This window comes from Terrabacter ginsenosidimutans (assembly GCF_039539425.1).
Classification (GTDB): domain Bacteria; phylum Actinomycetota; class Actinomycetes; order Actinomycetales; family Dermatophilaceae; genus Terrabacter; species Terrabacter ginsenosidimutans.
Genome location: NZ_BAABDC010000006.1, coordinates 178,513 through 192,283 on the forward strand (window position 1 = coordinate 178,513; position 13,771 = coordinate 192,283).

The 13,771-nt window shown below is 72.2% G+C and carries 15 protein-coding genes; 4 read left to right on the forward strand and 11 right to left on the reverse strand.

The features are described from left to right. The first annotated feature begins 15 nt into the window (after window positions 1-15). Both ABD831_RS17320 and ABD831_RS17325 read left to right on the forward strand, forming a co-directional pair. Entirely contained in the window at window positions 16-1,032 is a 1,017-nt protein-coding gene (locus tag ABD831_RS17320) for an SAM-dependent methyltransferase (RefSeq protein WP_344949477.1), read from the forward strand. A gap of 5 nt (window positions 1,033-1,037) precedes the next feature. Beyond that, window positions 1,038-1,571, forward strand: a complete 534-nt coding sequence (locus tag ABD831_RS17325; protein ID WP_344949480.1) for a copper resistance CopC family protein — start codon at window positions 1,038-1,040, stop codon at window positions 1,569-1,571. A gap of 16 nt (window positions 1,572-1,587) precedes the next feature. Here ABD831_RS17325 and ABD831_RS17330 read toward each other — a convergent pair whose 3' ends face one another. Both ABD831_RS17330 and ABD831_RS17335 read right to left on the reverse strand, forming a co-directional pair. Continuing rightward, window positions 1,588-2,001 carry a VOC family protein gene (locus tag ABD831_RS17330; protein ID WP_344949483.1) on the reverse strand — a complete coding sequence of 138 codons (414 nt, stop codon included), beginning with the start codon at window positions 1,999-2,001 and terminating at the stop codon, window positions 1,588-1,590. A 53-nt stretch (window positions 2,002-2,054) separates the two neighbouring features. Next, window positions 2,055-3,278 carry a cytochrome P450 gene (locus ABD831_RS17335; RefSeq protein ID WP_344949486.1) on the reverse strand — a complete coding sequence of 408 codons (1,224 nt, stop codon included), beginning with the start codon at window positions 3,276-3,278 and terminating at the stop codon, window positions 2,055-2,057. 82 nt (window positions 3,279-3,360) lie between these two features. Here ABD831_RS17335 and ABD831_RS17340 point away from each other — a divergent pair, with 82 nt between their 5' ends. Both ABD831_RS17340 and ABD831_RS17345 read left to right on the forward strand, forming a co-directional pair. Continuing rightward, complete coding sequence (locus ABD831_RS17340) at window positions 3,361-4,548, forward strand: NADH-quinone oxidoreductase subunit D-related protein (protein ID WP_142179053.1); 1,188 nt, start codon at window positions 3,361-3,363, stop codon at window positions 4,546-4,548. An 8-nt stretch (window positions 4,549-4,556) separates the two neighbouring features. Next, entirely contained in the window at window positions 4,557-4,769 is a 213-nt protein-coding gene (locus tag ABD831_RS17345) for a hypothetical protein (RefSeq protein WP_142179054.1), read from the forward strand. Window positions 4,770-4,892: 123 nt separating this feature from the next. Here the strand turns inward: ABD831_RS17345 and ABD831_RS17350 are convergent, their stop codons facing one another. From ABD831_RS17350 to ABD831_RS17390, 9 genes are all read right to left on the reverse strand, one after another. Further along, window positions 4,893-5,378 carry a DUF3180 domain-containing protein gene (locus ABD831_RS17350; RefSeq protein WP_344949495.1) on the reverse strand — a complete coding sequence of 162 codons (486 nt, stop codon included), beginning with the start codon at window positions 5,376-5,378 and terminating at the stop codon, window positions 4,893-4,895. Further along, window positions 5,375-6,262 (reverse strand): 2-amino-4-hydroxy-6-hydroxymethyldihydropteridine diphosphokinase, encoded by an 888-nt coding sequence (folK, locus tag ABD831_RS17355; RefSeq protein WP_344949498.1) that lies wholly within the window; start codon window positions 6,260-6,262, stop codon window positions 5,375-5,377. The genes ABD831_RS17350 and folK overlap by 4 nt, the downstream gene beginning before the upstream one ends. Continuing rightward, the gene (gene folP, locus ABD831_RS17360) at window positions 6,259-7,161 is read right to left on the reverse strand and encodes a dihydropteroate synthase (RefSeq protein WP_344949501.1); all 903 of its coding nucleotides are present in this window, start codon (window positions 7,159-7,161) and stop codon (window positions 6,259-6,261) included. The genes folK and folP overlap by 4 nt, the downstream gene beginning before the upstream one ends. Window positions 7,162-7,243: 82 nt before the next feature. Next, complete coding sequence (gene folE / locus ABD831_RS17365) at window positions 7,244-7,816, reverse strand: GTP cyclohydrolase I FolE (protein ID WP_142179057.1); 573 nt, start codon at window positions 7,814-7,816, stop codon at window positions 7,244-7,246. A 3-nt stretch (window positions 7,817-7,819) separates the two neighbouring features. Then, a complete protein-coding gene (gene ftsH / locus ABD831_RS17370; RefSeq protein WP_142179058.1) occupies window positions 7,820-9,934 on the reverse strand; it encodes an ATP-dependent zinc metalloprotease FtsH in 2,115 nt (704 codons plus the stop codon). 141 nt (window positions 9,935-10,075) lie between these two features. Further along, a complete protein-coding gene (locus ABD831_RS17375; RefSeq protein ID WP_344949507.1) occupies window positions 10,076-10,903 on the reverse strand; it encodes a DUF1028 domain-containing protein in 828 nt (275 codons plus the stop codon). 10 nt (window positions 10,904-10,913) lie between these two features. Next, the gene (gene hpt / locus ABD831_RS17380; RefSeq protein WP_142179060.1) at window positions 10,914-11,465 is read right to left on the reverse strand and encodes a hypoxanthine phosphoribosyltransferase; all 552 of its coding nucleotides are present in this window, start codon (window positions 11,463-11,465) and stop codon (window positions 10,914-10,916) included. A 77-nt stretch (window positions 11,466-11,542) separates the two neighbouring features. After that, window positions 11,543-12,541, reverse strand: a complete 999-nt coding sequence (gene tilS, locus ABD831_RS17385; protein ID WP_344949511.1) for a tRNA lysidine(34) synthetase TilS — start codon at window positions 12,539-12,541, stop codon at window positions 11,543-11,545. A gap of 22 nt (window positions 12,542-12,563) precedes the next feature. Further along, window positions 12,564-13,670, reverse strand: a complete 1,107-nt coding sequence (locus ABD831_RS17390; protein ID WP_344949514.1) for a zinc-dependent metalloprotease — start codon at window positions 13,668-13,670, stop codon at window positions 12,564-12,566. Between the last annotated feature and the right edge of the window lie 101 nt (window positions 13,671-13,771).

Genomic DNA, 13,771 nt, shown 5'->3' on the forward strand with positions numbered 1-13,771 from the left:
CTACAGTCCGGAGGCGTGGATCCCGTTCCCTGGCGCGACGCGTGGCACGAGGCGTTGTATGCCGTCACCCTCGGTTTCTACGTCACGCGCGGCGGGCCGGCCACCCACTTCACGACGGCCACCCACGGCCCGACGGGTGCCACGCTCGCGCGGGCACTGCTCGAGCTCTGGGCCGCGGAGCACGGCACGGCCGCACCGTCGGTCGTCGTGGACGTCGGCGCGGGACGAGGCGAGCTCGCGACGCACCTCGCCCGGGCCGTCGCCGACGTCTCCGGCGAGGAGGTCGGCGGTGCCGGAGCGGTGACGGGGACCCGCGTGGTGGCGGTGGATGTCGTCGACCGTCCGGAAGGACTCGACGAGCGCGTCGAGTGGCTGCGCTCACCCGGAGGCTCCGGCCTGCCAGCAGCGCTGGCCGGACTGCGCGACGCCCTCGTCATCGCCCATGAGTGGCTCGACGTCGTGCCGTGCACCGTGGCCCAGGTCGACGCCAGCGGCACCGCCCGCGAGGTCCTCGTCGACCCACGCACCGGTGCGGAGTCCCTCGGCGGCGGCCTCACCGAGGCGGACCGCCGCTGGGCCGACGCCCACTGGCCCACGACCACCCCCGGAGACCGGATCGAGGTCGGCCGCGCCCGGGACGAGGCCTGGTCCGACCTCGTCTCGCGCGTCGCCTCCGGCACGCTGCTCGCGGTGGACTACGGCCACACGGCGACGGGGCGGCCGTCGGGAGGGACGCTCGCGGCATACGCCGACGGACGGCTGACCGTCCCCGTGCCCGACGGGTCGTGCGACGTCACGGCGCACGTCGCGATGGACACCCTCGACGCAGACCGCGTGCTCACCCAGCGCGAGGCGCTGCAGGCGCTGGGCCTGACCGGCGCCACCCCGCCGCACGCGCTGGCGAGCACCGACCCGCTCGCCTACGTCGCCGCGCTCGAGCGCGCGAGCACCGAGGCCCGACTGCTCGACCGGCACGGGTTCGGGGGCTTCTGGTGGGCGGTGAAGCGCGTCCGCGAGCACGACGTAACCTGATCGGCATGCGTCGTCTCGCCTCCGCGCTGCTCGCCCTCGGACTGCTCGTCGCCGCACCCGCGGCGGCCTTCGCGCACGACGTGCTCGAGCGCACGAACCCGGCCGACGGCACCACCGTCGCACGGCTGCCGGGGTCGGTGGTGCTCACCTTCTCCGAGGCGCCTCTCGCGATCGGTGCCCAGGTCGTCGTGACCGGCCCGTCGGGTCCCGTGTCGTCCGGCACCCCGACGATCGCGGGGCGTGACGTCACCCAGGCCATCGCCCCCACCGCGCCGGGCGGCGACTACACGGTGTCCTACCGCATCACCTCCGACGACGGGCACCCCGTCGCCGGCAGCTTCTCGTTCCACGCGACGATCGGCCTCGACGGGTCGACGGCCACCGCCGGCGCGGCCGTGCCCGTCAAGCCGGCCTCGACCTCGGACGACGCGCAGGGCTCTCTCCTCGTGCCGATCCTGCTCACCATCGTCGGCACCCTCGTGCTCCTCGGCGTCGGTGGCTTCCTCGTGCTGCGTGGCCGCGAGGCCGACCGCGGCTGACCCCTCGCCGGGCCCGTCAGTCCGACTCGGCGCTCGAGCCCGACGCCGGCAGTGGCTGGTTGAGGAACCACCGGTGGCCGAACGGGTCGTGGAAGACGGCGAGACGACCGATCGGTGGGTTGTCCTCGGGCGCACGGTCGAGGGTGGCACCGCCCTCCTGCACCCGGCGGCAGCACTCGTCGACGTCGGGCACCGTGAGGTGCAGCGTCACGGCGTTGCCGCGGCTCCGGTCGGGAGGCGCGACCCCGGCACTCTCGAACTCGTCGGACATCATCCACCGGGCGCCGTCGACGGCCAGCTCGCAGTGCCCGACATGGCCGTCGTCCATGACCATCGGCTCGACGGTGACCACGGCGCCGAGGTGCTCGCGGTACCACTCGATCGCGGCCAGGGAGTCGGCCACGCAGATGTAGGGGGTCAGCTCGCTCATCCCGTCCTCCCGGTCGATGCGCTCCGCCCGCGTCGATCCTTCACGTCGGTCGCTCAGGTCGATCGCTCGCGTCGATCGCTGCGGGCCACGGTGAGGTGCTCGTACCCACGCAGCACGAACGTCGGTCGCCGCACCGCCGCGACGACCTCGACCGGTCCGAGGCGTTCCAGCAGCGCGCGGGTCGAGATCTGCAGCTCCATCCGCGCCAGCGGCGCCCCGAGGCAGAAGTGGATGCCGGCGCCGAACGCGAGGTGCGGGTTCGGGTCTCGCTCGGCGACGAAGCGGTCGGGGTCGGCGAAGACGGCCGGGTCGCGGTTGGCGGCCCCGAGCAGTGCCGCGACCTTCTGGCCGCGCCGGACGGTGACGCCGTGCAGCTCGACGTCGGCCGTGGCGGTGCGCTCGAAGAGGTGCAGAGGCGAGTCGTGCCGCAGCATCTCCTCGACGAGACGGTCGACGACGGCCGGGTCGTCGAGGCCCGCGATGACCCCGTCGAGCTGTCGACGGTCGGCGAGCAGGGAGGCGAGACCGTTGCCGAAACCGTTGACGCTCGCCTCGTGCCCCGCGTTGAGCAGCAGCACGACCGTGGCGACGAGCTCGCGCGGCGAGAGCCGGTCGCCGCCGTCACGCTCCTGCACGAGGGAGGTGAGCAGGTCGTCCCCGGGCGACTCGGCCCGCTCGGCAGCCAGCCGCTCGACGTACGCCGCGAACTCCTCGCAGGCGCGCTGCGCGTCCTGCTGGGCGTGCTCGTCCGGGTCGACCTCGTACATCCGGACGATGGCCTGCGACCAGTCCCGCAGCACCTTCCAGTCCGCGATCGGTGCCCCGAGCAGCTCGCAGATGACGAGGACGGGCAGCGGCTCGGCATAGGCGGTGATGACGTCGACGCGCCCGTCGCCGTCGAGGGTGCTCTCCACGTCGTCGAGCAGCCCGGCCGCGATCTCCTCGACGCGCGGGCGCAGCCGCGCCACGTGCCCACGGGCGAACGCGCCGGCCACGAGTCGGCGCAGCCTCGTGTGCTTGGGCGGCTCCGAGTCGAGGATCGAGTCGGCGTGCAGCCAGTCGAACGTCGTCCACGCGTCGTCGCCGGTCGAGCGCGGGCGCAGGATGCGGCCGAGCCGACGGTCGCGCAGCACGTCGTTGGCGGCGGCGTGCGTCGTCGTCACCCACAGGCCGAGGTCCTCGTGCCACAGGACCGGCGCCTGCTCCCGGGCGGCTGCCAGTGAGGCGTAGGGGTCGGTCACGAAGGCGGGGTCGCGCAGGTCGAACAGGTCGGTCACCCCCACACTCTGCCCGACCGGGCGCGCCCCGGGGAGGGGCCACACGGCATACGACCACGGAGTGGGCCGTAGGCTCGGGCCCATGACGGAGACCACCGCCTCGGCGCCCGGCCGGCGTCAGGCCCTGACCGTCGGCATCGGCGCGGGCGGGCTCGCGACCGCCGACATGGTGCTCAACATCGGCCCGCAGCACCCGGCCACGCACGGCGTGCTGCGCCTGCGCATCGTCGTCGACGGCGAGCGGATCGTCAGCGCCGAGCCGATCGTCGGCTACATGCACCGCGGCGCCGAGAAGCTCTTCGAGGTCCGCGACTACCGCCAGATCATCGTGCTCGCCAACCGGCACGACTGGCTCAGCGCCTTCTCCAACGAGCTCGGCGTGGTGCTCGGTGTCGAGCAGATGCTGGGCATGGAGGTGCCCGAGCGGGCCGTGTGGGCGCGCACCGCGCTCGCCGAGCTCAACCGGGTGCTCAACCACCTGATGTTCCTCGGCAGCTACCCGCTCGAGCTCGGTGCGATCACGCCCGTCTTCCACGCCTTCCGCGAGCGGGAGGAGCTCCAGGCCGTCATGGAGGAGGTCTCGGGCGGCCGCATGCACTACATGTTCAACCGTGTCGGCGGTCTCAAGGAGGACCTCCCGGCCGGCTGGATGGGCCGCGTCGACAAGGCGATCGCCAACGTGCGGGTGCGCCTGCCCGACCTCGAGCGCCTCATCGTCGGCAACGAGATCCTCGAGGCACGCACGCGGGGCGTCGGGGTGCTGCCGTTGTCGACCGTCCAGGCGTACGGCGTGTCCGGCCCGATCGCGCGGGCCAGCGGCCTCGACGTCGACCTGCGCCGCGACGCGCCCTACCTCGCCTACGGCGAGCTGTTCGGCGACAAGGGTCCCGGTCGCGTGGTCACCCGCACGGCCGGCGACTGCCTGTCGCGACTCGAGGTGCTGCTCGAGCAGGTCCACGTCTCGCTCGACCTCGCGCAGGCCTGCCTGGACCGGCTCGTCCAGCTGCCGCAGGGCCCGATCAACGTCAAGCTCCCCAAGGTCCTCAAGGTGCCCGAGGGCGAGATCTACAGCGCGACCGAGAACCCGCTCGGCTTCAACGGCTACTACCTCGTCTCGCGCGGGGAGAAGACGCCGTGGCGGCTCAAGCTGCGCTCGGCGTCGTTCAACAACGTGTCGGTGCTCAGCGAGATGCTGCCCGGCCAGCTCATCGCCGACATGGTCGCCATCCTCGGCTCGATGTTCTTCGTCGTCGGGGACGTCGACAAGTGAGGCAGCAGGTGAGACGCGAGACCTGGCTCAGGGCGGTCGCCGTCGCAGCGATCACCGCGACGATCACCCTCGCGGCGGCCTGCTCCGACGAGGACACCGTCGACACCATCCCGCCGCCGTGGCCGACCCGCACCACGACGCCGGACGGACCTCCCCAACCGCCGTCGGTCAGCACGACGCCGTCACCGACGTCGACGGTCACCGTCGCCGGCACCACCTGAGCAAGAGCGGTTACTGGCCGGCCGCGACGCCTCGATGAGCGAGCGTTGATGATGATGCGGATGGTGCGGCGCCTGGTGTGGTCATCACCCCACCGGGCGCAGCATCATCCAGCACCTCATCGGTCAGCGAGGGACGGCGCCTGCGTCGTCGTCCTCGTCGTCGCGCGGGCGCAGCCGACACCAGGCCTGCACGACCATGCCCGTGACGGCGAGCAGCAGCGCCACGAAGGCGTGCAGCACGAACAGCCAGATGCGGTTCCGCAGGGAGTCGACGTCGGCGTCAGGCAGCAGGACGAGCGCGTTCGCGGTGTACCACCCGACGAGGACCGCGCCGGTCAGTGCGCCCGCCTGCCCCAGCACGAGCGTGCGGGCGGCCCGCAGGGGCGTGATGGCCTGGTCGGGCCGGCCGTCGCGGACCTTGCGCACCTGCCAGCCGGCGAGGAGCAGGCCGCCGCCGAGGAAGAGCATGGCCGCTGCACCGACCCAGCCGGGCTCGGGAACCGGGCTGCCGTTCGAGGACAGCCAGCGCAGCACGAGCCAGGCGACCACGGTCATGGCCAGTCCCGCGAGCACGAGCGTCGTGACGCGGATGCCGGAGTGTGGTCTCACTGGTGCTCCCATCGGGGACCGGGGCGTACGCCCGATCGGTCGAGGTCGGCCAGCAGGTCGACCACCGGGCGGATGCCCTGGGGTCCCTCCCCGACGCGCAGCGTGGCGCGCGGGTCGGCGTCGGCCCACGGCACGAGGACGAAGGCCCTCTCGTGCGCGCGCGGGTGCGGCAGGGTGAGCCGCGCGTCGTCGCTGGTGACCTCGCGATGGCCACCGGGGCGGCCGTACTGAATGAGGTCGAGGTCGAGCGTCCTTGCGCCCCAACGGATCTCGCGCGTCCGGCCGTGCTCCGCCTCGATGCGGTGCAGCTCGGCGAGCAGGTCGGCGGGGTGCAGCAGGGAGCGGCCGACGACGACGGCGTTGAGGTAGTCGGGCTGCTCGGGGCCGCCCACCGGGTCGGTGGCGACGATGTCGGACACCGCGGTGAGCGTCAGCCCCGGCAGCGCGGTGAGGGCGGCGACCGCGTCGGTGAGGGTCTGGCCCCGGTCGCCGAGGTTGGTGCCGAGCGCGATGACGATGTGGGCGGCGTTGGTGCGCGTGACCTGCACCTGCACGTCGGTGAACGGATGACCGACCGGCGCCTCGGGCTTGTGCACGACCACCTCGACGGCGTCGACGAGGTCGTGCCGCAGGACGTCATCGGCGACGACCTCGGCCAGTCGCTCGATGAGGTCGAAGGACGGGCCGGTGATGCGCGCGACGACGTCGGTCGCCACCTCGGCGTAGTTGACGGTGGCAGCGAGGGCATCGGTGCGGCCGGCCGGCTCGAGGTCGAGGGTCATGGTGACGTCGACGAGGAAGGTCTGGCCGTCGCGCTTCTCGACGTCCAGCACGCCGTGGTTGCCGCGGGCCGAGACGCCCTGCAGCACGATGCGGTCGGTCATCGGTCGAGGTCCTCCGGGTCTTCGGGTGCGTGCTCGAGGGCCGCCTGGACGACGGTGAGCGCGCGCACGGTGGAGGCGACGTCGTGGACGCGCACGCACCAGAGGCCCGCCATGGCCGCCATGACCGAGGTCGCGGTCGTCTCGACGTCACGATCGGCGGCAGGCCTCGGGGCGGACCCCTCGTCGCGCCCCAGCCTGCCGAGGAAGGTCTTGCGCGACGCACCGAGCAGGATCGGCTGGCCGAGCTCGTGCAGCGCGGGCAGCGCGGCCATGAGGGACCAGTTGTGGTCGGCGTTCTTGGCGAAGCCCAGGCCCGGGTCGAGCACGAGGTGGTCCTCGTCGATGCCGCCCTCGAGCAGGTCGTCGCGTCGCTGCGCGAGCTCGCGCAGCACGTCCTCGACGACGTCCTCGTAGACGGCGCGGGACTGCATCTCGGTGCTGTGCCCGCGCCAGTGCATGGCGATGAAGGGCAGCCGGTTCGCCGCGACCCAGGGCACCATCCCCGGGTCGGCCAGGCCGCCCGAGACGTCGTTGACGATGGTGGCCCCGGCGTCGACGGCGGCGCGTGCCACGGACGCCCGCATGGTGTCGACGGAGACGACGGCGCCCTCGGCGGCGAGGGCGGTCACGACGGGCAGGACGCGGCGCAGCTCCTCCTCGACGGAGGGCCGCTCGGCTCCGGGCCTCGTCGACTCCCCACCGACGTCGACGATGTCCGCGCCGGCCGCCACGACGTCACGGCCGTGGGCGATCGCAGCCTCCTGCTCGAACCACTGACCACCGTCGGAGAAGGAGTCCGGGGTGACGTTGACGACGCCCATGACGAGCGTGCGGTCGCGCACCGACAGGAGCGTGCTCGCATCGGGGGTGGTCCGCCGGCGGGGAGGTGGCGCAGTCATGGGCGCCATTGTGTCGCGGTAGGCGTCGCAGGTGCCGAGCAGGTCGGGCCGGCGGGGAGCGCGGTGGAGGGCAGCCCGATGGTCACTTGTTGCCCTCGAGCATCAGCGCCATGGCCTCTGCTCGAGTGGCCGGGTCACGCAGCTGGCCACGGACCGCCGAGGTGATCGTGCTGGCGCCGGGCTTGCGGATGCCGCGCATGGACATGCAGAGGTGCTCGGCCTGCACGACGACGATGACCCCCTGCACGCCGAGGTGCTCCACCATCGCGTCCGCGATCTGCGTCGTGAGGCGCTCCTGCACCTGGGGACGCCGGGCGAAGACCTCGACGAGACGTGCGAGCTTGGACAGCCCGGTGACCCGTCCGTCCTTGCTCGGGATGTAGCCGACGTGGGCCACCCCGTGGAAGGGGACCAGGTGGTGCTCGCACGTGCTGTAGAGCTCGATGTCCCGCACGATGACGAGCTCCTGGTGGTCGATCTCGAACGTCGTGCCGAGCACGTCGGCCGCCGTCATGTCGAGGCCCGCGTAGATCTCGGCGAACGAGCGGGCCACCCGGCCCGGGGTGTCGAGCAGGCCCTCACGGTCGGGGTCCTCACCGATGGCGAGGAGCAGCTCCCGCACGGCCGCCTCGGCGCGCGGCTGGTCGATCGCCACCGATCAGCTCTTCTCGTCGGGGTTGACGGGGCGGTCGTCCGGCACCTCGATGACCTTCTCCGCGGGGTGCTCCTCGGCGAGCGGGTGGGCGCCCACGGAGGCAGCCTCCTCGATCTTGTCCTCGATCTGCTTGTCGGCAGGCACCGGCGGCGGCAGGTGACCGTTCTGGCCACCCGTGCCGTTCTGGCCGTTCTGGGCGGCGATCTCCGCCGGCGTCAGCACCGGCGGGCGGTCGCTGAGCTGGCGGGCCTGCGACGACAGCCACGTCGGGCGCTCCGGCGCCTTGGTGACCGGCTTGAACAGCTCGGCCAGCTCGTGGACGTTGAGCGTCTCCTTCTCGAGCAGCTCGAGGACGAGGTGGTCGAGCAGGTCGCGGTTGGCGTTGAGAGCCGCATACGCCTCGTCGTGGGCCGCGTCGATGAGGGCGCGGACCTCCTCGTCGACGATGCGGGCGACCTCTTCGGAGTAGTCTCGCTGATGACCCATGTCGCGGCCGAGGAAGACCTCGCCGGTGCTCTGGCCGAGCTTGATGGCACCGACGCGCTCGGACATGCCGAACTCGGTCACCATCTTGCGGGCCATGCCGGTGGCCTTCTCGATGTCGTTGCTCGCGCCGGTGGTCGGCTCGTGGAAGACGATCTCCTCGGCGACGCGGCCACCGAGGGCGTAGGCGAGCTGGTCGAGGATCTCGTTGCGGGTCGTCGAGTACTTGTCGTCGATCGGCATGACCATCGTGTAGCCGAGCGCACGACCGCGCGGGAGGATCGTCACCTTGGTCACCGGGTCGGTGTGGTTGAGCGCCGCGGCGACGAGGGCGTGACCACCCTCGTGGTAGGCGGTGATCTTGCGCTCCTTGGCCGACATGATGCGGGTGCGCTTCTGGGGGCCGGCGATGACGCGGTCGATGGCCTCGTCGAGGGCCTCGTTGTCGATGACCTTCTTGTCGCTGCGGGCCGTGAGCAGGGCGGCCTCGTTGAGCACGTTGGCGAGGTCGGCACCGGTGAAGCCCGGCGTGCGGCGGGCGACGGCGAGCAGGTCGACGTCGGCCGTCACGGGCTTGCCCTGGGCGTGCACCTGCAGGATCTGGTGGCGGCCGAGCATGTCGGGGGCGTCGACCGCGATCTGGCGGTCGAAGCGGCCCGGACGCAGCAGGGCCGGGTCGAGGATGTCGGGGCGGTTGGTCGCCGCGATGAGGATGACGTTGGTCTTGACGTCGAAGCCGTCCATCTCGACGAGCAGCTGGTTGAGCGTCTGCTCGCGCTCGTCGTGACCGCCGCCCATGCCGGCGCCGCGGTGGCGTCCGACGGCGTCGATCTCGTCGACGAAGACGATGGCCGGGGCGTTGGCCTTGGCCTGCTCGAAGAGGTCGCGGACGCGGCTCGCGCCGACACCGACGAACATCTCGACGAAGTCCGAGCCGGAGATCGAGTAGAAGGGCACGCCGGCCTCGCCCGCGACGGCGCGGGCGAGCAGCGTCTTGCCCGTGCCGGGCTGTCCGTAGAGCAGGACACCCTTGGGGATCTTGGCGCCGACGGCGAGGAACTTCGCCGGTTCCTGGAGGAACTCCTTGATCTCCTGGAGCTCCTCGATGGCCTCGTCGCACCCGGCGACGTCGGCGAAGGTGACCTTCGGGGTGTCCTTCGTGGCGAGCTTCGCCCGGGACTTGCCGAACTGCATGACGCGGTTGCCGCCGCCCTGCATCTGCCCCATGAGGAACCAGAAGAGCGCGAGGATGACGATGATCGGCAGGATCGAGAAGAGCAGGGAGCCGAACCAGCTGGGCTGGTCGATCTGGTCGTCCACGCCCTGTGCCGGCGGCTTGTTGTTGAGCGCCTGGACCACCTGGCCGCCGCGCGCGTCGACGTAGAAGGCGTAGACCGACTTGGCGTCCTTCACCGTGCCGTCGGGCGAGGTGTAGGGCGTCTTGAGGGTCAGCTCCATGCGCTCGTTGTTGAGCAGCTTGGCCGACTCGACGTTGCCGTCGTTGATCTGCTTCATCGCAGCCGACGTGTCGATCCGGGGCGGGCCGGACTCGGAGAACATCATGCCGAAGACGAGCGCGCTGATGAGGACCAAGATCCACAGCAGTGGTGTGCGCAGTATCCGCTTAGCGTCCATGTACGTGCGGGACCTGTCGGGCCCCGGTCCTCCTGCTCGTCCGGTGAGTTTGTCCACCGGCACAACGTCCGGTGGGCTACCAGTGTTCCGCATGCGGCGGGCCGGTGACCAACCCGTCCGTCGAAGGGTGCGGTGACGCCCTCAGGAGGTCGTCGCCGCGCGGAGCGCCTCCAGGACGCGGCGGTCGATGCCGTCGGGGCTGAGGCGGGCCTCGTAGTTCGCGTTTCCGGCCCAGTCGGCGAGCGCCGTGGCCACGTCGGAGCCGGTGAACCCGGCCCGCGCCAGGCGCTCGCGCACCTCGTCGGCGAGGTCGCCCACGAGCGGCTCGACGTCCTCCGGCTTGCCGAAGTACATCTCCCAGTCCGACAGCAGGCGGCCGAGCTCGGTCACCGGGTCGGCGTGGTCGTCGACGCGGAGGTCGGCGAGCACTCCGCACGCGTCGTAGCCGGAACCCGGCTCCACGGCATACATGGCCGCGCTCTGGCGACCGCGTGAGTCGCCGCCCGCGGCGTCCCCGGCGACGAGCGCGGCGAGGAGGCGACGGGCGAGCGGCTGCCCCGCCGACGCGTGCCAGGCGCGCTCCATCTCCTCGACGACCTCGGGCCCGGTGAGGATGTTGCCCTGGATGGCGTATGCCGTGTCGCCGTCGTCGCTCGCGACGCCCCCGGCCCACGCGTTGCACTCCGAGCCGGTGAAGGTCGCGGCCGAGCCGAGGCCGACGACGCCGACCTGACGGGTCTCGCGCCCCTCGTCGAGCGCGGTCGCGGCGGCGAGGGCCTCCCCGGCGGGCTCCCCCGCGGCCAGGCGGCCGAGGAGCTCCTCGAGGTAGGCGACCCGGGCGAAGGACTGGGTCGCCACGGCGCCGACGCCGAGACGCGCACCGGGGACGACCGCGCCGACGGCGAGGAACTTGCTGGCGACGGCGATGCCGTGGGCGTCACCCTGGCGCGCGACGATCGAGAAGGTCATCGGTGGTCGCTCAGGCGTACACGTGCGGGGCGAGGGTGCCGACGCAACGCAGGTTGCGGTACTTCTCGTCGTAGTCGAGGCCGTAGCCGACCACGAACTCGTTGGGGATGTCGAAGCCGACGTACTTCACCGGGATGTCGACCTTGACGACGTCGGGCTTGCGCAGCAGCGTGCAGATCTCGACCGAGGCGGGGCTGCGCGACTCGAGGTTGGACTTGATCCACGAGAGCGTCAGGCCGGAGTCGATGATGTCCTCGACGATGAGCACGTGGCGGCCGCTGATGTCGGTGTCGAGGTCCTTGAGGATGCGCACGACGCCGGAGCTCTTCGTGCCGGAGCCGTAGGACGAGACGGCCATCCAGTCCATCGGCGCCGTGCCGGGCAGGGCCCGCATGAGGTCGGCCATGACGACGACGGCACCCTTGAGGACTCCGACGAGGAGGAACTCCTTGCCCTCGTAGTCCTTCCAGATGTCGGCGGCGAGCTCGGCGAGCCGGGCCTGGATCTGCTCCTCGGTGAGCAGGACCTTGGCCAGGTCGTCTCCCATGTGCTCGTGGTCCACGAAGGCTCCTCGATGTGTTGCGGTGCAGGGTCGTGCGGGCGGGATCCATTCAACCGCACCCGGCGGGTGGCCGACTCTCAGGCGTTGGCGGTCTCGCGCAGCGGGCTGAAGACGATCGCCCCGGCCGTGCGCGCGACGGCGATGCCGCCCGGCACGTGGAGCGGGCCCTGTCCGTGCCACGACGTCAGCAGGGCGTCGAGCGACTCGACGTGTGCGGCACTGACGTCGGCGAGCGGTGCGCCGGCCTCGGCGGCCAGCAGGCGCCAGACACGGGTGCGGATCGCTCGCGGCAGGGCAGCGAGGGCCTCGAGGTCGACCCCGTCACCGCCGGGTCCGGCAGGAAGGTCCGCCCGCGCCCGGACGGCGAGGGTCTCGAGGTAGTCGGCGTCCTCGCGGAGCAGGTCGGCGCTGCGCGCAAGGGCCGCAGCGAAGCCCGGCCCCAGGTCGGACTCGAGGGTCGCGAGCAGCCGCCGGGCGCGCACGCGCCGGAACGAGTCGTCGCTGTTGTGCGGGTCGACCCACGGCTCGATGCCGTAGGCGGCGCAGGCGGCCAGCGTCGTGGCCCGCGGCAGGGCGAGAAGGGGACGCACGAAGCGGTCCCGGCGCACCGGCATACCGCTGAGCGACCGGGCCCCCGAGCCGCGGGAGAGGCCGAGCAGCACCTGCTCGGCCTGGTCGTCGCGAGTGTGGCCGATGAGCACCATCGAGGCGCCCACGCGATCGGCGGCCTTCTCGATGGCGGCGTAGCGCGCCGAGCGGGCGTCTGCCTCGAGCCCGGCGCCGCTCGTGCGGACCTCGGCACGGACGACCTCGACGGGGTCGAGCCCGAGCTCTCGGCAGAGACCCGCGGCGTCTTCGGCCACCTCGGCGGAGCGCTCCTGCAGGCCGTGGTCGACGACGACGGCACCGGCCCGCACACCGGAGCGCGGCGCCTCGAAGGCCAGGGCCGCGGCGAGCGCGACCGAGTCCGGACCGCCCGAGCAGGCGACGAGCACGACGCCGCCCTCGGGCACGTCGGCGAGGTGCTCACGCACCGCGAGGCGGGTGGCGGCGACGGCGGGATCGGGACCGGGCATGTCTGCTGGACCTCGCATCGGCTCAGGCGTGGACCCGACGCACCCAGGCGTCCGGGTCGAGGATCTCGGCAGCCCGCGGCAACGTCTCGGGCGAGGACCAGACGGCGTTGAAACCGTCGCGGCCGACCTGGTCGGTGACGGCCCGGACGAAGACGGCGCCGTCACGGTACTGCCGCATCTTGGCCTCGAGACCGAGCAGCTTGCGCAGCAGCCGGTCGACACCGACCGAGCTGTTGCGGCGCTGGTCGAACTTGCGGCGGATCTCGTCGACGCTCGGGATGACCCGCGGCCCGACGGCGTCCATGACGACGTCGGCGTGCCCCTCGAGCAGCGACATGACCGCCGTCAGCTCGGCGATCTGCGCCTTCTGCTCCGGGGTCGCGAAGAGCTGGCCGATCCCCTCTCCCGAGCTCAGCACCTGGGGCAGGTTCTTCGTCAGCTGCTCGAACCGTCTGGAGAGGTCCTCGGGCGTCGGGGCGAGGTCCACCGCGAGCGCCTGGGTGCGCGAGACCATGTGGTCGCGCAGCCACGGCACTGCGGTGAACTGCACCCGGTGCGTCTCCTCGTGCATGGCGACCCAGCGGCGGAAGTCGGTCGGGTCGACCTCCATGCGCCGCTCGGCGGCCACGATGTTGGGAGCGACGAGGAGCAGGCGCGGCGTGCCACCGGGCGCGAGGTCGTACTGCCCGAGCACCTTGCTCGACAGGAACGCGAGCAGGCCGCCCATCTCGGCGCCGGTCACCTTGCCACCGATCGCGGCAGCCGTGGCGCTCGTCTGCGACTTCTTGCTCGCGTTGAGCTTGTCGACGACCGGGTCGAGCATCGACCTGAACGAGTCGACGTTGGCGCTGATCCAGCCCGCGCGGTCGACGACGAGCACGTCTGGGGCTCCGGCGGGCGCGGTCAGGGCGCTCGTCTCGGCGACCGGGTCGACGGCGCCCGCGGCCGCCGCGCGCAGGTCGGCCACGATCGTCGCGGCCTCGTCGCTCGTGACCTGGGGACCGGGATTGACGATCAACCGCCCGGTCCGCTTGGCGAACTCGTAGTCGACGGACGCGGCCGGGGCACCACCACCGGAGCGCTCAGGACGGCGGGCGTCCTCGGGGTCCAGGTGGGTCGTGTCGGTCATGCCAGCCCTTTCCGTGCCGTGAACGATGTCGACGTCGCGCGAGGTGTCTGGAGGGCCGTGCCCCTCGTCGGCGAGGTCGTGCACGTCGTCACGAAACCCGG

What these genes read in the sequence shown, in the direction of transcription:
- ABD831_RS17330 (WP_344949483.1), bottom strand. Translation starts at nt 2,001, where the DNA reads ATGAGCGAGCTGACCCCCTACATCTGCGTGGCCGACTCCCTGGCCGCG.
- ABD831_RS17325 (WP_344949480.1), top strand. Translation starts at nt 1,038, where the DNA reads ATGCGTCGTCTCGCCTCCGCGCTGCTCGCCCTCGGACTGCTCGTCGCC.
- folP (WP_344949501.1), bottom strand. Translation starts at nt 7,161, where the DNA reads ATGACTGCGCCACCTCCCCGCCGGCGGACCACCCCCGATGCGAGCACG.
- tilS (WP_344949511.1), bottom strand. Translation starts at nt 12,541, where the DNA reads ATGCCCGGTCCCGATCCCGCCGTCGCCGCCACCCGCCTCGCGGTGCGT.
- ftsH (WP_142179058.1), bottom strand. Translation starts at nt 9,934, where the DNA reads ATGGACGCTAAGCGGATACTGCGCACACCACTGCTGTGGATCTTGGTC.
- folK (WP_344949498.1), bottom strand. Translation starts at nt 6,262, where the DNA reads ATGACCGACCGCATCGTGCTGCAGGGCGTCTCGGCCCGCGGCAACCAC.
- ABD831_RS17375 (WP_344949507.1), bottom strand. Translation starts at nt 10,903, where the DNA reads ATGACCTTCTCGATCGTCGCGCGCCAGGGTGACGCCCACGGCATCGCC.
- ABD831_RS17390 (WP_344949514.1), bottom strand. Translation starts at nt 13,670, where the DNA reads ATGACCGACACGACCCACCTGGACCCCGAGGACGCCCGCCGTCCTGAG.
- ABD831_RS17340 (WP_142179053.1), top strand. Translation starts at nt 3,361, where the DNA reads ATGACGGAGACCACCGCCTCGGCGCCCGGCCGGCGTCAGGCCCTGACC.